Source organism: Pantoea sp. AG702 (assembly GCF_003182295.1).
GTDB classification, from domain to species: domain Bacteria; phylum Pseudomonadota; class Gammaproteobacteria; order Enterobacterales; family Enterobacteriaceae; genus Pantoea; species Pantoea ananatis.
Window position 1 is genome coordinate 1 of the sequence record NZ_QGTU01000014.1, and the last position, 16,443, is coordinate 16,443.

Below are 16,443 nucleotides of genomic sequence, written 5' to 3' on the forward strand. Positions count from 1 at the left end.
GACGTGACCGGTTCAGTAGAGCTGCCAGAAGGCGTTGAAATGGTTATGCCAGGCGACAACATCAAAATGGTTGTTACCCTGATTCACCCAATCGCAATGGACGAAGGTCTGCGCTTCGCAATCCGCGAAGGTGGCCGTACCGTTGGCGCGGGCGTTGTTGCTAAAGTTATCGCTTAATTGTGATATCTGATGTGGCCGCGTAAGCGGTCACAGCAAGACAGAAGAGGGCACTTAGGTGCTCTCTTTTTTTTGGGCTTAAACAGGCTACCTGAACGTTTTCCCTACAAAGGGTAGGTTTGAAATAAAAACGATTCGCATTTACACTGTGTGCACGAAATAGACTGAGTGATGAAGAAATGTACGTCTGTCTGTGTAATGCCATTAGTGATAAGACCCTCCGTGAAGTCGTGCGCCGCTACCAGCCGAAATCTATTCAGCAGCTTCGCCAAATCGTACCCGTGGGTAAGCAATGCGGTAAGTGCATTCGTGTCGCCCGTGAAATCATGGATGAAGAGATGCAGCAGGTTCCGCAGTATAAAGAGATCGCCTGAGCGCTTTCTTTCCTGGGACATGATAATACCCACAGTTTTCATCGCGTTTTTTTGACTTCTTTTTAACCGCATCTACGCTCAAATAAACATGAGCGGAGGACGTGAAATGAAGGGCGATGCGAAAATCATAAGTCATCTCAATAAACTGTTAGGGAATGAACTGGTTGCGATCAATCAGTATTTTCTCCACGCACGGATGTTCAAAAACTGGGGGCTGATGCGTCTTAATGACGTTGAGTACCACGAATCCATTGATGAAATGAAGCATGCGGACAAATACATTGAACGCATTCTGTTTCTTGAAGGCATTCCAAATCTGCAGGATCTGGGACGACTCAGGGTCGGAGAGGATGTGGAAGAGATGCTGCAGTCCGATCTTAACCTTGAACTTGAAGGCGCAAAAGATCTGCGCGAAGCGATCGCGTATGCCGACAAAATTCATGACTACGTCAGTCGGGATATGATGATCGAAATCCTTGCGGACGAAGAGCACCACATCGACTGGATCGAGACCGAACTCGATCTGATCAAAAAAATGGGCATTCAAAACTATCTTCAGGCGCAAATCAGAGACGAATAAGGCTTTGCAGGACGATCATTCCCCAGCCCGCGGCGGCCAGAAAAGGGCCAAAAGGAAGCGGGCTGTTCATATACAAGCGCTTGTGGATAATAGCCCTGACCGCAAAGGCAAGCAGGGCTGACACACTGGCTATCAAGGCAATCCACGGCAGAGCCTGCCAACCACACCATATGCCCAGTGCGGCAAAGAGTTTGATATCGCCGTTACCCAATCCCTCTTGATGCTTTATCTGGCGATACAGCCAGGCCAGTAGCCAGAGTGAACCGTAACCTGCGACGGCACCGCCGACTGCCGAGGTGACGGAGAGCGGCACAGCGAAAAAGAACCGCGACAGTCCCAGCCAGAGTAAAGCGCCCGTCAGCACATCCGGCAGCAGGAAGTGGCGCTGGTCAATAACCGCAAGTAACAGAAGCAGGCAGGACGCCACCAGAATAAATGCTGCGGTAAGGGGGCACGCGTTAAACACGATCACCAGCATCAGGCAAAGCAGGGCGCCCGTCAGCTCAAACAGCAGGGGCAGCACGCCGATAGCCTGGCGACAGGCACGACAGCGCCCCTGAAGACACAGCCAGCTGATTAAGGGGATTTTATCGCGCCACAGGACGGGGGCCCGGCAAAGCATGCATCGCGAAGGTGGCGTCCACAGCGCGCGGAACCAGTCGGACGGTGACACCGTGGGCGAGTAACGTTGGCAGGCCAGGGCAAGAGTGCTACCCAGGGCGGCGCCAAGCGCCGTAACAGTCAACAGGATGATAAGCACCGCATTGCCTCAAATGAACTGACATGTCGCCTCAGCCTGGCGGAAGGCCCATCTGACGTCGCGGGCAAGATAAGCAGAGTGGAGCGCCCCTCACAGAGAAATTGCGGCTTTACATCTCTTATTCATCATTTTGTGCGGGCTGTGCCAGCACATCAGTTTCCACTTTTCACCGGCAAATTCCTGACATGGGTTGCTTCCTGAGCAAATATACGTATAATGCGCGGGCCTACCGATATTGGTAGGCGCGATTCGAGCTGAATCGCAGACGGCAGAATGTTGGGCCGTCTGACAATACTCCCAACTGTGGAGTTATATGCTGAACGATTACACTCTCCCATCAATCGTAATGGGTTCGAGTAGTAATTTTTTTCGTCTATAAAATGTTTGGAGCCTTGGTCTCATGTCGAACCAAAGAATCCGTATCCGTCTTAAAGCGTTTGATCATCGTCTGATCGATCAATCAACCGCGGAAATCGTCGAGACTGCCAAGCGCACTGGTGCGCAGGTCCGTGGTCCGATCCCGCTGCCAACCCGCAAAGAGCGCTTTACCGTTCTGATCTCCCCGCACGTTAACAAAGACGCGCGTGATCAGTACGAAATTCGCACTCACAAGCGTCTGGTAGACATCGTTGAGCCAACTGAGAAAACCGTTGATGCTCTGATGCGTCTGGACCTGGCTGCCGGTGTTGACGTGCAGATCAGCCTGGGTTAATCAGGTCATCGAGCGATTGAGAGGTTGAAACAATGATTGGTTTAGTCGGTAAAAAAGTGGGTATGACCCGCATCTTCACTGAAGATGGCGTTTCTATCCCAGTAACCGTAATCGAAGTTGAAGCGAACCGCGTTACTCAGGTCAAAGGCCTGGAAAACGATGGTTACCAGGCAATTCAGGTTACCACCGGTGCTAAAAAAGCAAACCGTGTGACCAAACCTGAAGCTGGTCATTTTGCTAAAGCTGGCGTAGAAGCTGGCCGTGGCCTGTGGGAATTCCGCACCGTTGAAGGTGATGAGTATGCCGTAGGTCAGAGCATCAGCGTTGAAATTTTCGCTGACGTTAAAAAAGTAGACGTAACTGGCACCTCTAAAGGTAAAGGTTTCGCAGGTACCGTTAAGCGCTGGAACTTCCGTACCCAGGACGCTACCCACGGTAACTCCTTGTCTCACCGCGTTCCGGGTTCTATCGGTCAGAACCAGACTCCGGGCAAAGTGTTCAAAGGCAAGAAAATGGCAGGTCAGCTGGGTAATGAGCGCGTAACTGTTCAGAGCCTGGACGTAGTACGTGTTGACGCTGAGCGCAACCTGCTGCTGGTTAAAGGTGCAGTTCCCGGTGCTACCGGTAGCGACCTGATCGTTAAACCAGCTGTGAAGGCGTAAGGGGATAGCAATGGAATTAGTATTGAAAGACGCGCAGAGCGCGCTGACTGTTTCCGAAACTACCTTCGGTCGTGATTTCAACGAAGCGCTGGTTCACCAGGTTGTTGTTGCTTACGCATCAGGCGCCCGCCAGGGTACTCGCGCGCAGAAAACTCGCGCTGAAGTAACCGGTTCAGGCAAAAAGCCTTGGCGTCAGAAAGGCACCGGCCGTGCGCGTTCAGGTTCTGTAAAGAGCCCGATCTGGCGTTCAGGTGGCGTGACCTTTGCTGCGAAGCCACAAGACCACAGTCAAAAAGTTAATAAAAAGATGTACCGCGGCGCGCTGAAAAGCATCCTGTCCGAACTGGTACGTCAAGATCGTCTGATCGTCGTCGAGCAGTTCTCTGTTGAAGCACCGAAAACTAAGTTGCTGGCGCAGAAGCTGAAAGACATGGCGCTGGAAGACGTGCTGATCATCACCGGTGAACTGGATGAGAATCTGTTCCTGGCTGCGCGTAACCTGTACAAGGTTGACGTGCGTGATGCAGCGGGTATCGATCCAGTTAGCCTGATCGCCTTCGACAAAGTCGTTATGACTGCTGATGCAGTTAAGCAAGTTGAGGAGATGCTGGCATGATCCGTGAAGAACGTCTGCTGAAAGTACTGCGCGCGCCGCACGTATCTGAAAAGGCATCTAGCGCGATGGAAAAAACCAACACCATCGTACTCAAAGTAGCTAAAGACGCGACTAAAGCAGAGATCGTTGCTGCTGTTGAGAAGCTGTTCGAAGTAGAAGTTAAAGACGTAAACACCCTGGTTGTTAAAGGTAAGGTTAAGCGTCACGGACAGCGTATCGGTCGTCGTAGCGACTGGAAAAAAGCTTACGTCACCCTGAAGGAAGGCCAGAATCTGGACTTCGTCGGCGGCGCTGAGTAAGTCGGAGGAGAAAGACAATGGCAGTTGTTAAATGTAAACCGACATCTCCGGGTCGTCGCCACGTCGTTAAAGTGGTGAACCCAGAGTTGCACAAGGGCAAGCCGTTTGCTCCATTGCTGGAAAAAAACAGCAAATCCGGTGGCCGCAACAACAACGGTCGCATCACTACCCGTCACATCGGTGGTGGTCATAAGCAGGCTTACCGTCTGGTTGATTTCAAACGCAACAAAGATGGTATCCCGGCAACCGTTGAACGTCTTGAGTACGATCCGAACCGCTCTGCGAACATCGCACTGGTTCTGTACAAAGACGGCGAACGCCGTTACATCCTGGCCCCTAAAGGCCTGAAAGCCGGCGACCAGATTCAGTCTGGCGTTGATGCTGCGATCAAAGCAGGTAACACACTGCCGATGCGTAACATCCCGGTGGGTTCTACCGTTCACAACGTAGAAATGAAACCAGGCAAAGGCGGTCAGATTGCTCGCTCAGCCGGTGCTTACGTGCAGATCGTTGCGCGTGAAGGTTCCTACGTTACCCTGCGTCTGCGTTCAGGTGAAATGCGTAAAGTCGAAGCTGACTGCCGCGCAACACTGGGCGAAGTCGGTAACGCTGAGCATATGCTGCGCGTTCTGGGTAAAGCCGGTGCAACCCGTTGGCGTGGTGTTCGTCCGACCGTTCGTGGTACCGCGATGAACCCAGTAGATCACCCGCACGGTGGTGGTGAAGGTCGTAACTTTGGTAAGCACCCGGTAACCCCGTGGGGCGTTCAGACCAAAGGTAAGAAGACCCGTAGCAACAAGCGTACCGATAAGTTTATCGTACGTCGCCGTAGCAAATAATATTAGAGGATAAGCCATGCCACGTTCTCTCAAGAAAGGTCCTTTTATTGACCTGCACTTGCTGAAGAAGGTAGAGAAAGCGGTGGAAAGCGGTGACAAGAAGCCTTTGCGCACTTGGTCCCGTCGTTCAACGATCTTTCCTAACATGATCGGTTTGACCATCGCTGTCCATAATGGTCGTCAGCACGTTCCTGTCTTTGTTTCCGACGAAATGGTTGGTCACAAACTGGGTGAATTCGCGCCGACACGTACTTATCGCGGTCACGCGGCTGATAAAAAAGCCAAGAAGAAATAAGTAGGAGGAAGAGATGGAAACTTTAGCTCAACATCGCCACGCTCGTTCTTCTGCTCAGAAGGTTCGCCTTGTTGCTGACCTGATCCGCGGTAAGAAAGTGTCGCAGGCACTGGACATTTTGACCTACACCAACAAGAAAGCGGCTGTACTGGTCAAGAAAGTTCTGGAATCTGCCATTGCTAACGCTGAACACAACGATGGCGCTGATATCGACGATCTGAAAGTCGCGAAAATTTTCGTCGACGAAGGCCCAAGCATGAAGCGCATTATGCCGCGTGCAAAAGGTCGTGCAGATCGCATCCTGAAGCGCACCAGCCACATTACTGTGGTTGTGTCCGATCGCTGAGACTCTGGAGACTAGCAATGGGTCAGAAAGTACATCCTAATGGTATTCGCCTGGGTATTGTAAAACCATGGAACTCTACCTGGTTTGCGAACACCAAAGAATTCGCTGACAACCTGGACAGCGACTTTAAAGTACGTCAGTACCTGACTAAGGAACTGGCTAAGGCGTCTGTATCTCGTATCGTTATCGAGCGTCCGGCTAAGAGCATCCGTGTGACCATTCACACCGCTCGTCCTGGCATCGTGATCGGTAAGAAAGGTGAAGACGTAGAAAAACTGCGCACGGTCGTGGCGAAAATCGCTGGCGTACCTGCACAGATCAATATCGCCGAAGTCCGTAAACCGGAACTGGACGCTAAACTGGTTGCTGACAGCATCACTTCACAGCTGGAGCGTCGCGTGATGTTCCGTCGTGCTATGAAGCGTGCGGTTCAGAACGCCATGCGTCTGGGCGCGAAGGGTATTAAAGTTGAAGTTAGCGGCCGTCTGGGCGGCGCCGAGATCGCACGTACCGAATGGTATCGTGAAGGTCGCGTGCCGTTGCACACTCTGCGTGCTGACATTGACTACAACACCTCTGAAGCGCACACCACTTATGGTGTAATCGGCGTTAAGGTATGGATCTTCAAAGGCGAGATCCTGGGTGGTATGGCTGCTGTTGAACAACCGGAACCGGCTGCTCAACCTAAAAAGCAGCAGCGTAAAGGCCGTAAGTAAGGAGAGTCGCTATGTTACAACCAAAGCGTACAAAATTCCGTAAAGTGCACAAAGGCCGCAACCGTGGTCTGGCGCAGGGTACGGATGTTAGCTTCGGGACTTTCGGTCTGAAAGCTGTTGGCCGTGGTCGTCTGACTGCCCGTCAGATCGAAGCAGCACGTCGTGCTATGACCCGTGCAGTTAAGCGTCAAGGTAAGATCTGGATCCGTGTATTCCCGGACAAACCGATCACCGAGAAGCCGCTGGAAGTGCGTATGGGTAAAGGTAAGGGTAACGTCGAGTATTGGGTTGCCCTGATCCAGCCTGGTAAAGTCCTGTATGAAATGGACGGCGTACCAGAAGAGCTGGCCCGTGAAGCATTCAAGCTGGCAGCAGCAAAACTGCCTATCAAAACCACCTTTGTAACTAAGACGGTGATGTAATGAAAGCAACAGAGCTGCGTGAAAAAAGCGTTGAAGAGCTGAACACTGAGCTGCTTAATCTGCTGCGTGAGCAATTTAACCTGCGCATGCAGGCAGCATCTGGCCAACTGCAGCAGTCTCATCTGCTGAAGCAGGTTCGCCGTGATGTTGCGCGCGTTAAGACTTTACTGACTGAGAAGGCGGGTTCGTAATGACCGATAAAATCCGTACTCTGCAGGGTCGTGTCGTTAGTGACAAAATGCAGAAATCTGCGGTTGTTGCTATCGAGCGTTTCGTGAAGCATCCAATCTATGGAAAATTCATTAAGCGTACGACTAAGCTGCACATCCATGACGAGAACAACGAATGTGGAATCGGTGACGTGGTAGAAATCCGCGAATGCCGTCCACTGTCCAAGACTAAGTCCTGGACTCTGGTTCGCGTTGTAGAGAAAGCAATTCTGTAATAGAATCTGCCCTCTTTAAAAATCGAATGAACGGCTCGCAAGAGCCGTTCATTTTTTCTACCCATCTGCGAGAACCGGTGTTATAATGCCGCGCCCTCAATTATGGGGCTTTCAATCGACCTGAGGTCTAGGTCCCGAAGTAGTAGTTGACATTAGCGGAGCACTGAAATGATCCAAGAACAGACTATGCTGAACGTCGCCGACAACTCCGGTGCACGTCGCGTAATGTGTATCAAGGTTCTGGGTGGCTCGCACCGTCGCTACGCAGGCGTCGGCGACATCATTAAAGTTACCATCAAGGAAGCAATTCCACGTGGTAAAGTTAAAAAAGGTGATGTCCTGAAGGCGGTAGTGGTGCGCACCAGGAAGGGTGTTCGTCGCCCGGACGGTTCTGTCATTCGCTTCGATGGTAATGCATGCGTTATTTTAAACAATAACAGTGAGCAGCCTATCGGTACGCGTATTTTTGGGCCGGTAACTCGTGAACTTCGTACTGAAAAGTTCATGAAAATTATCTCTCTGGCACCAGAAGTACTCTAAGGAGCGAACAATGGCAGCTAAAATCCGTCGTAACGACGAAGTTATCGTGTTAACCGGTAAAGATAAAGGTAAGCGCGGTAAAGTTAAGAACGTCCTGTCTTCTGGCAAGGTCATCGTTGAAGGTATCAACCTGGTTAAGAAACATCAGAAGCCTGTTCCGGCTCTGAACCAACCAGGCGGCATCGTTGAAAAAGAAGCTGCTATTCAGGTTTCTAACGTTGCTCTCTTCAATGCGGCAACCGGTAAGGCTGACCGTGTAGGCTTTAGATTCGAAGACGGCAAAAAAGTCCGTTTCTTCAAGTCTAATAGCGAAACTATCAAGTAATTTGGAGTAGTACGATGGCGAAACTGCATGATTACTACAAAGACGAGGTAGTCCAGAAACTCATGAGTGAGTTCGGCTACAATTCTGTCATGCAAGTCCCTCGGGTCGAGAAGATCACCCTGAACATGGGTGTTGGTGAAGCGATCGCTGACAAGAAACTGCTGGATAACGCAGCAGCTGACCTGGCAGCAATCTCCGGTCAAAAACCGTTGATCACCAAAGCACGCAAATCAGTTGCAGGCTTCAAAATCCGTCAGGGCTATCCGATCGGCTGTAAAGTAACTCTGCGTGGCGAACGCATGTGGGAGTTCTTTGAGCGTCTGATCACCATTGCTGTACCGCGTATCCGTGACTTCCGTGGCTTGTCCGCTAAGTCATTCGATGGTCGTGGCAACTACAGCATGGGTGTACGTGAGCAGATCATCTTCCCAGAAATCGACTACGACAAAGTCGATCGCGTTCGTGGTTTGGATATTACCATTACCACTACTGCGAAATCTGATGATGAAGGCCGTGCTCTGCTGGCTGCCTTTGACTTCCCGTTCCGTAAGTAAGGTAGGGTTACTTAATGGCTAAGCAATCTATGAAAGCACGCGAAGTTAAGCGTGTGAAATTAGCAGACAAATTCTTCGCAAAACGCGCTGAACTGAAAGCGATCATTTCTGATGTGAACGCTTCCGACGAAGACCGTTGGGATGCCGTTCTCAAGCTGCAGAGTCTGCCGCGTGATTCCAGCCCTTCACGTCAGCGTAACCGCTGCCGTCAAACAGGTCGTCCGCACGGTTTCCTGCGGAAGTTTGGGTTGAGCCGTATCAAGGTCCGTGAAGCCGCAATGCGCGGTGAAATCCCGGGTCTGAAAAAGGCTAGCTGGTAATTGTCACCAATTGAATCACGGGAGTAACACAGATGAGCATGCAAGATCCGATCGCGGATATGCTGACCCGTATCCGTAACGGTCAGGCCGCGAACAAAGTTGCGGTCACCATGCCCTCCTCCAAGCTGAAATTGGCAATTGCCAACGTGCTGAAGGAAGAAGGCTTTATTGAAGATTTTAAAATCGAAGGCGACATCAAGCTGGAACTGGAACTGACTCTTAAGTATTTCCAGGGTAAAGCTGTTGTAGAAAGCATTCAGCGAGTAAGCCGTCCCGGCCTGCGCATCTATAAGAAAAAAGATGAGCTGCCAAAGGTAATGGCTGGTATGGGTATCGCTGTCATTTCTACATCGAAAGGTGTCATGACTGATCGTGCAGCGCGCCAGGCTGGTCTTGGTGGCGAAATTATCTGCTACGTAGCGTAATCGGAGGAATAAAATGTCTCGTGTTGCTAAAGCACCTGTCGTTATTCCTGCCGGCGTAGAGGTAAAACTCAACGGTCAGGTAATTTCGATTAAAGGTAAAAACGGCGAGCTGACTCGTACTATCAATGATGCTGTTGAAGTTAAGCATGCTGACAACGCTCTGACTTTCGCTCCGCGCGAAGGTTTCGTTGACGGCTGGGCGCAGGCGGGTACTTCTCGCGCGCTGCTGAACGCAATGGTTATCGGTGTTACCGAAGGCTTCACTAAGAAGCTGCAGCTGGTTGGTGTTGGTTATCGTGCTGCCGTAAAAGGCAACGTAGTTAACCTGTCTCTGGGCTTTTCTCATCCAGTTGATCACCAGCTGCCCGCGGGTATCACTGCAGAGTGTCCGACTCAGACTGAAATCGTGCTGAAAGGCGCTGATAAGCAGGTGATCGGCCAGGTTGCAGCTGACTTGCGCGCCTACCGTCGTCCTGAGCCTTATAAAGGCAAGGGTGTCCGTTACGCCGACGAAGTCGTGCGTACCAAAGAGGCTAAGAAGAAGTAAGGTAACACTATGGATAAGAAATCTGCTCGTATCCGTCGTGCGACCCGTGCACGTCGCAAGCTCAAAGAGCTGGGTGCTACTCGCCTGGTGGTACATCGTACCCCGCGTCACATTTACGCACAGGTAATCGCCCCGAACGGTTCCGAAGTTCTGGTTGCTGCTTCTACTGTAGAAAAAGCTATCACTGAACAACTGAAGTTTACCGGTAATAAAGAAGCCGCAGCTGCTGTAGGTAAAGCTATTGCAGAACGCGCAATCGAAAAAGGCATCACTGGTGTTTCTTTCGACCGTTCCGGTTTCCAATATCATGGTCGCGTCCAGGCACTGGCAGATGCTGCCCGTGAAGCTGGCCTTCAGTTCTAAGGTAGAGGTCTAAGATGGCACACATCGAGAAACAAGCTGGCGAACTGCAGGAAAAACTGATCGCGGTAAACCGTGTATCTAAAACTGTAAAAGGTGGTCGTATTTTCTCCTTCACCGCACTGACTGTAGTGGGTGATGGTAACGGCCGCGTTGGTTTTGGTTACGGTAAAGCGCGTGAAGTTCCAGCAGCGATCCAGAAAGCGATGGAGAAAGCCCGTCGCAATATGGTTAATGTCGCGCTGATCAACGGCACCCTGCAGCACCCTGTTAAAGGTGCGCACACTGGGTCCCGTGTGTTCATGCAGCCGGCTTCAGAAGGTACCGGTATCATCGCCGGTGGTGCAATGCGCGCCGTTCTGGAAGTCGCTGGAGTACATAACGTTCTGGCAAAAGCCTATGGTTCCACCAACCCGATTAACGTGGTTCGTGCAACTATTGACGGTCTGGGCAATATGAAGTCTCCGGAAATGGTCGCTGCTAAGCGTGGTAAATCCGTTGAAGAAATTCTGGGGTAATCACGATGGCTAACACTATTAAAATCACCCAAACCCGTAGTTCAATCGGCCGCTTGCCTAAGCATAAAGCCACTCTGGTTGGCCTGGGTCTGCGTCGTATTGGTCATACCGTAGAGCGTGAAGATACGCCAGCTGTACGCGGTATGGTCAACGCGGTTTCCTACATGGTTAAAGTGGAGGAGTAAGAGATGCGTTTAAATACTCTGTCTCCGGCCGAAGGGTCTAAGCACGCTACCAAGCGTCTGGGTCGTGGTATCGGTTCTGGCCTCGGAAAAACCGGTGGTCGTGGTCACAAAGGTCAGAACTCTCGTTCTGGCGGTGGCGTACGTCGCGGTTTCGAAGGTGGTCAGATGCCTCTGTACCGTCGTCTGCCGAAGTTCGGTTTCACCTCTCGCAAAGCAATGATCACCACAGAGATTCGTCTGTCTGATCTGGCGAAAGTTGAAGGCGGTATCGTCGACCTGAACGCGCTGAAAGCAGCCAACATTGTCGGTGTTCAGATTGAATTCGTTAAAGTAATTCTTTCTGGTGAAGTTTCTGCACCGGTAACGGTTCGCGGCCTGCGTGTCACCAAAGGTGCTCGTGCTGCAATCGAAGCTGCTGGCGGTAAAATCGAGGAATAAGTAGCAGATGGCTAAACAACCGGGATTAGATTTTCAAAGTGCCAAAGGTGGCTTTGGTGAACTGAAACGCAGACTGCTGTTTGTAATCGGTGCACTGATTGTCTTCCGTATTGGCTCTTTTATTCCGATCCCTGGTATTGATGCCACTGTACTTGCCAAACTGCTTGAGCAACAGCGTGGCACCATCATTGAAATGTTTAACATGTTCTCTGGTGGTGCTCTCAGCCGTGCTTCTATCTTTGCTCTGGGTATCATGCCGTATATTTCGGCATCGATTATTATCCAGCTGTTAACGGTGGTTCATCCCGCGTTAGCTGAAATTAAGAAAGAAGGGGAGGCTGGCCGTCGTAAGATTAGCCAGTACACCCGTTACGGTACGTTGGTATTGGCCATATTCCAGTCAATCGGTATTGCTACCGGTTTACCGAATATGCCTGGTATGCAAGGCCTGGTAATGAATCCAGGCTTTGCATTCTATTTTACCGCTGTTGTGAGTCTGGTTACCGGGACAATGTTCCTGATGTGGCTAGGCGAACAGATAACTGAGCGTGGTATCGGTAACGGTATTTCAATCATTATCTTCGCAGGTATTGTTGCGGGTCTTCCGCCGGCCATTGGCCATACCATCGAGCAAGCGCGGCAAGGTGACCTGCACTTCCTTCTGTTGCTGTTGGTTGCAGTTCTCGTATTTGCAGTGACCTTCTTTGTTATTTTCGTTGAGCGTGGTCAACGCCGCATTGTGGTGAACTATGCCAAACGTCAACAAGGTCGCCGTGTATACGCTGCACAGAGCACACATTTACCGTTGAAAGTGAATATGGCAGGGGTTATCCCGGCAATCTTCGCTTCCAGCATTATTCTGTTCCCGGCAACGATTGCATCGTGGTTCGGGGGCGGTACCGGTTGGAACTGGCTGACAACAATTTCGATGTATTTGCAGCCAGGACAGCCGCTTTATGTGCTACTCTATGCGACTGCTATCATCTTCTTCTGTTTCTTCTACACGGCGTTGGTTTTCAACCCGCGTGAAACAGCAGATAACCTGAAGAAGTCTGGTGCATTCGTACCGGGAATTCGTCCGGGAGAGCAAACGGCGAAGTATATTGATAAAGTAATGACGCGGTTAACCTTAATCGGTGCCCTCTACATTACCTTTATCTGCCTTATCCCGGAGTTCATGCGTGATGCGATGAAAGTTCCTTTCTACTTTGGCGGTACATCACTGCTCATCGTAGTGGTCGTCATCATGGACTTTATGGCTCAAGTGCAAACTCTGATGATGTCAAGTCAGTACGAGTCTGCATTGAAGAAAGCTAACCTGAAGGGCTACGGCCGTTAATTCAGGTGGTTGAGAAGTTACGGAGAGTAAAAATGAAAGTTCGTGCTTCCGTCAAGAAATTATGTCGTAACTGCAAAATCATTCGCCGCGACGGTGTCGTTCGTGTGATCTGCAGCGCCGAGCCAAAGCATAAACAGCGCCAAGGCTGATTTTCACATATTTTTCTTGCAAAGTCGGGTTGAGCTGGCTAGATTAGCCAGCCAATCTTTTGTATGTCTGTACGTTTCCATTTGAGTATCCTGAAAACGGGCTTTTCGGCATGGTACGTACATATTAAATAGTAGGAGTGCATAGTGGCCCGTATAGCAGGCATTAACATTCCTGATCAGAAACATACCGTTATCGCTTTAACCTCGATTTTCGGTATTGGTAAGACTCGTTCGAAAGCCATCTGCGCTTCAACGGGCATTGCTGAAAATGTTAAGATCAGTGAGCTGTCTGAAGAACAAATTGATCAGCTGCGTGATGCAGTTGCTAAATTCGTTGTAGAAGGTGATCTGCGCCGTGAAATCACCCTGAGCATCAAGCGTCTTATGGACCTTGGTTGCTACCGTGGTTTGCGCCATCGTCGTGGTCTTCCGGTTCGCGGTCAGCGCACCAAGACCAACGCACGTACCCGTAAGGGTCCGCGTAAACCGATCAAGAAATAATCGGGGTGAGTAAATAATGGCAAAGGCACCAGTTCGTGCACGTAAGCGTGTAAGAAAACAAGTCTCAGATGGCGTGGCTCATGTCCATGCTTCTTTTAACAACACAATCGTTACCATTACTGATCGTCAGGGTAACGCACTGGGTTGGGCAACCGCCGGTGGTTCCGGTTTCCGCGGTTCACGTAAATCCACTCCGTTTGCTGCTCAGGTCGCTGCAGAGCGCTGTGCAGAAGCGGTAAAAGATTACGGTATTAAGAACCTGGAAGTTATGGTTAAGGGTCCGGGTCCGGGTCGCGAATCAACAATTCGTGCACTGAACGCCGCTGGTTTCCGCATCACGAATATTACTGATGTGACTCCGATCCCTCATAACGGTTGTCGTCCGCCGAAAAAACGTCGCGTATAACGCCCCGTTTTTTAGGATAGTTGGAGAAAGAAAATGGCAAGATATTTGGGTCCTAAGCTCAAGCTGAGCCGTCGTGAGGGCACTGACTTATTCCTTAAGTCTGGCGTTCGCGCGATTGATTCCAAGTGTAAAATTGAACAAGCTCCTGGTCAGCACGGTGCGCGTAAGCCACGTCTGTCTGACTACGGCGGCCAGTTACGTGAAAAGCAAAAAGTTCGTCGTATGTACGGTGTTCTTGAGCGTCAGTTCCGTAACTATTACAAAGAAGCAGCACGTCTGAAAGGCAACACCGGTGAAAACCTGTTGGCTCTGCTGGAAGGCCGTCTGGACAACGTCGTTTATCGTATGGGCTTTGGTGCCACGCGTGCGGAAGCACGTCAGCTGGTGAGCCATAAGTCTGTTCTGGTAAATGGTCGCGTTGTTAACATCGCTTCTTATCAGGTATCTCCGAATGATGTCGTTAGCATCCGTGAGAAAGCCAAAAAGCAATCTCGCGTGAAGGCCGCTCTGGAGCTGGCTGAGCAGCGTGAAAAGCCAACCTGGCTGGAAGTTGATGCAGCTAAGATGGAAGGTGTGTTCAAACGTATTCCTGAACGTACCGATCTGTCTGCGGACATTAACGAACACCTGATCGTCGAGCTTTACTCCAAGTAAAGCTTAGTACCAAAGAGAGGACACAATGCAGGGTTCTGTGACAGAGTTTCTAAAACCGCGCCTGGTAGATATCGAGCAAGTGAGTTCGACGCACGCCAAGGTGACCCTTGAGCCTTTAGAGCGTGGCTTTGGCCATACTCTTGGTAACGCGCTGCGCCGTATTCTGCTTTCATCAATGCCGGGTTGCGCGGTGACCGAGGTTGAAATTGATGGTGTACTGCATGAGTACAGCACCAAAGAGGGTGTACAGGAAGATATCCTGGAAATCCTGCTCAACCTTAAAGGTTTGGCGGTAAGAGTTCAGGGCAAAGATGAAGTTATTCTTACCTTGAATAAATCTGGCATTGGCCCTGTGACTGCAGCCGACATTACCCATGATGGTGATGTCGAAATCGTCAAGCCGCAGCATGTGATCTGCCATCTGACCGATGAAAATGCATCTATTAGCATGCGTATCAAAGTTCAGCGTGGTCGTGGTTATGTGCCGGCTTCTGCCCGAATTCATTCGGAAGAAGATGAGCGCCCAATCGGCCGTCTGTTAGTTGACGCTTGCTACAGCCCTGTAGACCGTATCGCCTACAATGTTGAAGCAGCGCGTGTAGAGCAGCGCACCGACCTGGACAAGCTGGTCATCGAAATGGAAACCAACGGCACAATCGATCCTGAAGAGGCGATTCGTCGTGCGGCAACCATCCTGGCAGAACAACTGGAAGCTTTCGTTGACTTACGTGATGTACGTCAGCCGGAAGTGAAAGAAGAGAAACCAGAATTCGATCCGATCCTGCTGCGCCCTGTTGACGATCTGGAATTGACTGTCCGCTCTGCTAACTGCCTTAAGGCAGAAGCTATCCACTACATCGGTGATCTGGTACAGCGTACTGAGGTTGAGCTGCTTAAAACGCCTAACCTTGGTAAAAAATCTCTTACCGAGATTAAAGATGTGCTGGCCTCACGTGGTCTGTCTCTGGGCATGCGCCTGGAAAACTGGCCACCGGCAAGCATTGCTGATGAATAACCCGATCACAGGTTAAGGTTTCACTGAGAAGGATAAGGTCATGCGCCATCGTAAGAGTGGTCGTCAACTGAACCGCAACAGCAGCCATCGTCAGGCTATGTTCCGCAACATGGCTGGCTCTCTGGTTCGTCATGAGATCATTAAGACGACTCTGCCGAAAGCCAAAGAGTTGCGCCGCGTAGTTGAGCCGCTGATTACTCTTGCCAAGACCGACAGCGTAGCTAATCGTCGTCTGGCATTCGCCCGCACTCGTGATAACGAGATCGTGGCAAAACTGTTTAATGAGTTAGGCCCGCGTTTCGCGAGCCGTGCAGGTGGTTACACTCGCATTCTGAAGTGTGGCTTCCGCGCTGGTGACAACGCTCCGATGGCATACATCGAGCTGGTTGATCGTCCAGAAGCTCAAGCAGAAGCTGCGGCAGAGTAATCTGTTGCAACGTGAAAAACCCGCTTCGGCGGGTTTTTTATTGTCTGCAGTTCCGCGTCTGCTACGCTTGTCATGTTATGAAGGAGGCGAACAATGTGGTTTATTGATCAGCTTGTTGAACAGCATATCAAAGCGGCGCAGGAGAAAGGCGAGCTGAGTAACCTGCCGGGTGAAGGTGCGCCGCTGCAACTTGAAGACGACAGTCAGGTTCCACCTGAGCTGCGTGCAGGATTTCGACTGTTAAAAAATGCAGGCTTCCTGCCCCCGGAGCTCGAACTCCGGCGCGAAGCGCTGCAGGTCAGCGATCTGTTACACCATTTAGATCCTGACGATCCTGAGCGACTGATTCAGACACAACGGCTGCTGCTGCTGAAGGTTAAACTTCGTCAGGCCGGCATGAGCACAGATTTTCTGGATGGCGAATATGGCCGCGCAATTAAGCGCAAAATTTCGCCAGATTAGCATGTTTTATGTCGTCAGCATCCGCGTATAATAGT

The 16,443-nt window shown here is 50.8% G+C and carries 32 protein-coding genes and 1 pseudogene; 32 read left to right on the forward strand and 1 reads right to left on the reverse strand.

Annotated elements, in window-relative coordinates; all coding sequences use genetic code 11:
* From tuf to bfr, 3 genes and pseudogenes are all read left to right on the forward strand, one after another.
* Positions 1–177: pseudogene (gene tuf / locus DFO57_RS22070) on the forward strand (elongation factor Tu); the annotation flags it as partial.
* Between the two features lie 179 nt (positions 178–356).
* A complete protein-coding gene (gene bfd / locus DFO57_RS22075) occupies positions 357–551 on the forward strand; it encodes a bacterioferritin-associated ferredoxin (protein WP_013027470.1) in 195 nt (64 codons plus the stop codon).
* 106 nt (positions 552–657) lie between these two features.
* Positions 658–1,131: a bacterioferritin gene (gene bfr / locus DFO57_RS22080; RefSeq protein WP_014604871.1), complete on the forward strand. Its 474-nt coding sequence runs from the start codon at positions 658–660 to the stop codon at positions 1,129–1,131.
* Here the strand turns inward: bfr and DFO57_RS22085 are convergent.
* On the reverse strand, positions 1,118–1,891 hold the full coding sequence (locus DFO57_RS22085) for an A24 family peptidase (protein WP_110016024.1): 774 nt from the start codon (positions 1,889–1,891) through the stop codon (positions 1,118–1,120). The genes bfr and DFO57_RS22085 overlap by 14 nt on opposite strands.
* Positions 1,892–2,291: 400 nt before the next feature.
* On the opposite strand from DFO57_RS22085, the gene rpsJ reads away from it, so the two are divergent.
* The 29 genes from rpsJ (at position 2,292) to DFO57_RS22230 (ending at position 16,408) form a co-directional block, all read left to right on the forward strand.
* Positions 2,292–2,603 (forward strand): 30S ribosomal protein S10, encoded by a 312-nt coding sequence (gene rpsJ, locus DFO57_RS22090; RefSeq protein ID WP_006120582.1) that lies wholly within the window; start codon positions 2,292–2,294, stop codon positions 2,601–2,603.
* Between the two features lie 32 nt (positions 2,604–2,635).
* Positions 2,636–3,265, forward strand: coding sequence for a 50S ribosomal protein L3 (gene rplC, locus DFO57_RS22095; protein WP_013027467.1), 630 nt, complete (start codon positions 2,636–2,638; stop codon positions 3,263–3,265).
* 10 nt (positions 3,266–3,275) lie between these two features.
* Positions 3,276–3,881 carry a 50S ribosomal protein L4 gene (gene rplD / locus DFO57_RS22100; RefSeq protein ID WP_006120584.1) on the forward strand — a complete coding sequence of 202 codons (606 nt, stop codon included), beginning with the start codon at positions 3,276–3,278 and terminating at the stop codon, positions 3,879–3,881.
* Complete coding sequence (rplW, locus tag DFO57_RS22105; RefSeq protein ID WP_006120585.1) at positions 3,878–4,180, forward strand: 50S ribosomal protein L23; 303 nt, start codon at positions 3,878–3,880, stop codon at positions 4,178–4,180. The genes rplD and rplW overlap by 4 nt, the downstream gene beginning before the upstream one ends.
* Before the next feature lie 17 nt (positions 4,181–4,197).
* Complete coding sequence (rplB, locus tag DFO57_RS22110) at positions 4,198–5,019, forward strand: 50S ribosomal protein L2 (protein ID WP_006120586.1); 822 nt, start codon at positions 4,198–4,200, stop codon at positions 5,017–5,019.
* A 16-nt stretch (positions 5,020–5,035) separates the two neighbouring features.
* A complete protein-coding gene (gene rpsS, locus DFO57_RS22115) occupies positions 5,036–5,314 on the forward strand; it encodes a 30S ribosomal protein S19 (protein WP_001138115.1) in 279 nt (92 codons plus the stop codon).
* A gap of 13 nt (positions 5,315–5,327) precedes the next feature.
* Positions 5,328–5,660: a 50S ribosomal protein L22 gene (gene rplV / locus DFO57_RS22120; RefSeq protein ID WP_002919773.1), complete on the forward strand. Its 333-nt coding sequence runs from the start codon at positions 5,328–5,330 to the stop codon at positions 5,658–5,660.
* A 17-nt stretch (positions 5,661–5,677) separates the two neighbouring features.
* Positions 5,678–6,376 carry a 30S ribosomal protein S3 gene (rpsC, locus tag DFO57_RS22125; protein WP_006120587.1) on the forward strand — a complete coding sequence of 233 codons (699 nt, stop codon included), beginning with the start codon at positions 5,678–5,680 and terminating at the stop codon, positions 6,374–6,376.
* Between the two features lie 11 nt (positions 6,377–6,387).
* The gene (gene rplP / locus DFO57_RS22130; protein ID WP_002438716.1) at positions 6,388–6,798 is read left to right on the forward strand and encodes a 50S ribosomal protein L16; all 411 of its coding nucleotides are present in this window, start codon (positions 6,388–6,390) and stop codon (positions 6,796–6,798) included.
* Positions 6,798–6,989 carry a 50S ribosomal protein L29 gene (rpmC, locus tag DFO57_RS22135; RefSeq protein ID WP_006120588.1) on the forward strand — a complete coding sequence of 64 codons (192 nt, stop codon included), beginning with the start codon at positions 6,798–6,800 and terminating at the stop codon, positions 6,987–6,989. The genes rplP and rpmC overlap by 1 nt, the downstream gene beginning before the upstream one ends.
* Positions 6,989–7,243: a 30S ribosomal protein S17 gene (gene rpsQ / locus DFO57_RS22140; RefSeq protein WP_006120589.1), complete on the forward strand. Its 255-nt coding sequence runs from the start codon at positions 6,989–6,991 to the stop codon at positions 7,241–7,243. Before rpmC ends, rpsQ begins: the two co-directional genes overlap by 1 nt.
* A 168-nt stretch (positions 7,244–7,411) precedes the next feature.
* On the forward strand, positions 7,412–7,783 hold the full coding sequence (gene rplN / locus DFO57_RS22145) for a 50S ribosomal protein L14 (protein ID WP_006120590.1): 372 nt from the start codon (positions 7,412–7,414) through the stop codon (positions 7,781–7,783).
* Positions 7,784–7,793: 10 nt separating this feature from the next.
* Positions 7,794–8,108 (forward strand): 50S ribosomal protein L24, encoded by a 315-nt coding sequence (rplX, locus tag DFO57_RS22150; protein WP_003850150.1) that lies wholly within the window; start codon positions 7,794–7,796, stop codon positions 8,106–8,108.
* 14 nt (positions 8,109–8,122) lie between these two features.
* Complete coding sequence (gene rplE, locus DFO57_RS22155; RefSeq protein WP_006120591.1) at positions 8,123–8,662, forward strand: 50S ribosomal protein L5; 540 nt, start codon at positions 8,123–8,125, stop codon at positions 8,660–8,662.
* 14 nt (positions 8,663–8,676) lie between these two features.
* Positions 8,677–8,982: a 30S ribosomal protein S14 gene (gene rpsN / locus DFO57_RS22160; RefSeq protein ID WP_006120592.1), complete on the forward strand. Its 306-nt coding sequence runs from the start codon at positions 8,677–8,679 to the stop codon at positions 8,980–8,982.
* Between the two features lie 32 nt (positions 8,983–9,014).
* Complete coding sequence (gene rpsH / locus DFO57_RS22165; RefSeq protein ID WP_013027465.1) at positions 9,015–9,407, forward strand: 30S ribosomal protein S8; 393 nt, start codon at positions 9,015–9,017, stop codon at positions 9,405–9,407.
* Between the two features lie 13 nt (positions 9,408–9,420).
* Positions 9,421–9,954, forward strand: a complete 534-nt coding sequence (rplF, locus tag DFO57_RS22170) for a 50S ribosomal protein L6 (protein ID WP_013027464.1) — start codon at positions 9,421–9,423, stop codon at positions 9,952–9,954.
* A gap of 9 nt (positions 9,955–9,963) precedes the next feature.
* Positions 9,964–10,317 (forward strand): 50S ribosomal protein L18, encoded by a 354-nt coding sequence (rplR, locus tag DFO57_RS22175; protein WP_013027463.1) that lies wholly within the window; start codon positions 9,964–9,966, stop codon positions 10,315–10,317.
* Positions 10,318–10,331: 14 nt separating this feature from the next.
* Positions 10,332–10,832, forward strand: a complete 501-nt coding sequence (gene rpsE / locus DFO57_RS22180; RefSeq protein ID WP_006120595.1) for a 30S ribosomal protein S5 — start codon at positions 10,332–10,334, stop codon at positions 10,830–10,832.
* Positions 10,833–10,837: 5 nt separating this feature from the next.
* Positions 10,838–11,017, forward strand: coding sequence for a 50S ribosomal protein L30 (gene rpmD / locus DFO57_RS22185; RefSeq protein WP_013027462.1), 180 nt, complete (start codon positions 10,838–10,840; stop codon positions 11,015–11,017).
* Between the two features lie 3 nt (positions 11,018–11,020).
* Positions 11,021–11,455 carry a 50S ribosomal protein L15 gene (gene rplO / locus DFO57_RS22190; RefSeq protein WP_009087579.1) on the forward strand — a complete coding sequence of 145 codons (435 nt, stop codon included), beginning with the start codon at positions 11,021–11,023 and terminating at the stop codon, positions 11,453–11,455.
* 7 nt (positions 11,456–11,462) lie between these two features.
* On the forward strand, positions 11,463–12,794 hold the full coding sequence (gene secY, locus DFO57_RS22195) for a preprotein translocase subunit SecY (RefSeq protein ID WP_013027461.1): 1,332 nt from the start codon (positions 11,463–11,465) through the stop codon (positions 12,792–12,794).
* A gap of 32 nt (positions 12,795–12,826) precedes the next feature.
* Complete coding sequence (gene rpmJ, locus DFO57_RS22200; RefSeq protein WP_004160566.1) at positions 12,827–12,943, forward strand: 50S ribosomal protein L36; 117 nt, start codon at positions 12,827–12,829, stop codon at positions 12,941–12,943.
* 144 nt (positions 12,944–13,087) lie between these two features.
* Positions 13,088–13,444: a 30S ribosomal protein S13 gene (gene rpsM / locus DFO57_RS22205; RefSeq protein ID WP_003850176.1), complete on the forward strand. Its 357-nt coding sequence runs from the start codon at positions 13,088–13,090 to the stop codon at positions 13,442–13,444.
* Positions 13,445–13,460: 16 nt separating this feature from the next.
* Entirely contained in the window at positions 13,461–13,850 is a 390-nt protein-coding gene (rpsK, locus tag DFO57_RS22210; protein WP_004160563.1) for a 30S ribosomal protein S11, read from the forward strand.
* A 33-nt stretch (positions 13,851–13,883) separates the two neighbouring features.
* Positions 13,884–14,504, forward strand: a complete 621-nt coding sequence (rpsD, locus tag DFO57_RS22215; RefSeq protein ID WP_013027460.1) for a 30S ribosomal protein S4 — start codon at positions 13,884–13,886, stop codon at positions 14,502–14,504.
* Positions 14,505–14,529: 25 nt separating this feature from the next.
* The gene (gene rpoA, locus DFO57_RS22220; protein WP_007891688.1) at positions 14,530–15,519 is read left to right on the forward strand and encodes a DNA-directed RNA polymerase subunit alpha; all 990 of its coding nucleotides are present in this window, start codon (positions 14,530–14,532) and stop codon (positions 15,517–15,519) included.
* A 40-nt stretch (positions 15,520–15,559) separates the two neighbouring features.
* Positions 15,560–15,946, forward strand: coding sequence for a 50S ribosomal protein L17 (rplQ, locus tag DFO57_RS22225; protein ID WP_003850180.1), 387 nt, complete (start codon positions 15,560–15,562; stop codon positions 15,944–15,946).
* Positions 15,947–16,039: 93 nt separating this feature from the next.
* Complete coding sequence (locus tag DFO57_RS22230; RefSeq protein WP_110016026.1) at positions 16,040–16,408, forward strand: DnaJ family domain-containing protein; 369 nt, start codon at positions 16,040–16,042, stop codon at positions 16,406–16,408.
* Positions 16,409–16,443 lie beyond the last annotated feature (35 nt).

Bases quoted from the DNA above. Each gene is read 5' to 3' on its own strand.
- rpsQ (WP_006120589.1), top strand. From the start codon at position 6,989: ATGACCGATAAAATCCGTACTCTGCAGGGTCGTGTCGTTAGTGACAAA.
- rpsK (WP_004160563.1), top strand. From the start codon at position 13,461: ATGGCAAAGGCACCAGTTCGTGCACGTAAGCGTGTAAGAAAACAAGTC.
- rpoA (WP_007891688.1), top strand. From the start codon at position 14,530: ATGCAGGGTTCTGTGACAGAGTTTCTAAAACCGCGCCTGGTAGATATC.
- rpsN (WP_006120592.1), top strand. From the start codon at position 8,677: ATGGCTAAGCAATCTATGAAAGCACGCGAAGTTAAGCGTGTGAAATTA.
- rplW (WP_006120585.1), top strand. From the start codon at position 3,878: ATGATCCGTGAAGAACGTCTGCTGAAAGTACTGCGCGCGCCGCACGTA.
- rplR (WP_013027463.1), top strand. From the start codon at position 9,964: ATGGATAAGAAATCTGCTCGTATCCGTCGTGCGACCCGTGCACGTCGC.
- rpsE (WP_006120595.1), top strand. From the start codon at position 10,332: ATGGCACACATCGAGAAACAAGCTGGCGAACTGCAGGAAAAACTGATC.
- bfr (WP_014604871.1), top strand. From the start codon at position 658: ATGAAGGGCGATGCGAAAATCATAAGTCATCTCAATAAACTGTTAGGG.
- rpsC (WP_006120587.1), top strand. From the start codon at position 5,678: ATGGGTCAGAAAGTACATCCTAATGGTATTCGCCTGGGTATTGTAAAA.
- rplP (WP_002438716.1), top strand. From the start codon at position 6,388: ATGTTACAACCAAAGCGTACAAAATTCCGTAAAGTGCACAAAGGCCGC.
- rplO (WP_009087579.1), top strand. From the start codon at position 11,021: ATGCGTTTAAATACTCTGTCTCCGGCCGAAGGGTCTAAGCACGCTACC.
- secY (WP_013027461.1), top strand. From the start codon at position 11,463: ATGGCTAAACAACCGGGATTAGATTTTCAAAGTGCCAAAGGTGGCTTT.
- rplD (WP_006120584.1), top strand. From the start codon at position 3,276: ATGGAATTAGTATTGAAAGACGCGCAGAGCGCGCTGACTGTTTCCGAA.
- rplN (WP_006120590.1), top strand. From the start codon at position 7,412: ATGATCCAAGAACAGACTATGCTGAACGTCGCCGACAACTCCGGTGCA.
- rplC (WP_013027467.1), top strand. From the start codon at position 2,636: ATGATTGGTTTAGTCGGTAAAAAAGTGGGTATGACCCGCATCTTCACT.
- rpsJ (WP_006120582.1), top strand. From the start codon at position 2,292: ATGTCGAACCAAAGAATCCGTATCCGTCTTAAAGCGTTTGATCATCGT.
- rpmC (WP_006120588.1), top strand. From the start codon at position 6,798: ATGAAAGCAACAGAGCTGCGTGAAAAAAGCGTTGAAGAGCTGAACACT.
- rplE (WP_006120591.1), top strand. From the start codon at position 8,123: ATGGCGAAACTGCATGATTACTACAAAGACGAGGTAGTCCAGAAACTC.
- rpsH (WP_013027465.1), top strand. From the start codon at position 9,015: ATGAGCATGCAAGATCCGATCGCGGATATGCTGACCCGTATCCGTAAC.
- rpsD (WP_013027460.1), top strand. From the start codon at position 13,884: ATGGCAAGATATTTGGGTCCTAAGCTCAAGCTGAGCCGTCGTGAGGGC.
- rplX (WP_003850150.1), top strand. From the start codon at position 7,794: ATGGCAGCTAAAATCCGTCGTAACGACGAAGTTATCGTGTTAACCGGT.
- rpsS (WP_001138115.1), top strand. From the start codon at position 5,036: ATGCCACGTTCTCTCAAGAAAGGTCCTTTTATTGACCTGCACTTGCTG.
- rplB (WP_006120586.1), top strand. From the start codon at position 4,198: ATGGCAGTTGTTAAATGTAAACCGACATCTCCGGGTCGTCGCCACGTC.
- DFO57_RS22230 (WP_110016026.1), top strand. From the start codon at position 16,040: ATGTGGTTTATTGATCAGCTTGTTGAACAGCATATCAAAGCGGCGCAG.
- rpmD (WP_013027462.1), top strand. From the start codon at position 10,838: ATGGCTAACACTATTAAAATCACCCAAACCCGTAGTTCAATCGGCCGC.
- rplF (WP_013027464.1), top strand. From the start codon at position 9,421: ATGTCTCGTGTTGCTAAAGCACCTGTCGTTATTCCTGCCGGCGTAGAG.
- rpmJ (WP_004160566.1), top strand. From the start codon at position 12,827: ATGAAAGTTCGTGCTTCCGTCAAGAAATTATGTCGTAACTGCAAAATC.
- bfd (WP_013027470.1), top strand. From the start codon at position 357: ATGTACGTCTGTCTGTGTAATGCCATTAGTGATAAGACCCTCCGTGAA.
- rplV (WP_002919773.1), top strand. From the start codon at position 5,328: ATGGAAACTTTAGCTCAACATCGCCACGCTCGTTCTTCTGCTCAGAAG.
- rplQ (WP_003850180.1), top strand. From the start codon at position 15,560: ATGCGCCATCGTAAGAGTGGTCGTCAACTGAACCGCAACAGCAGCCAT.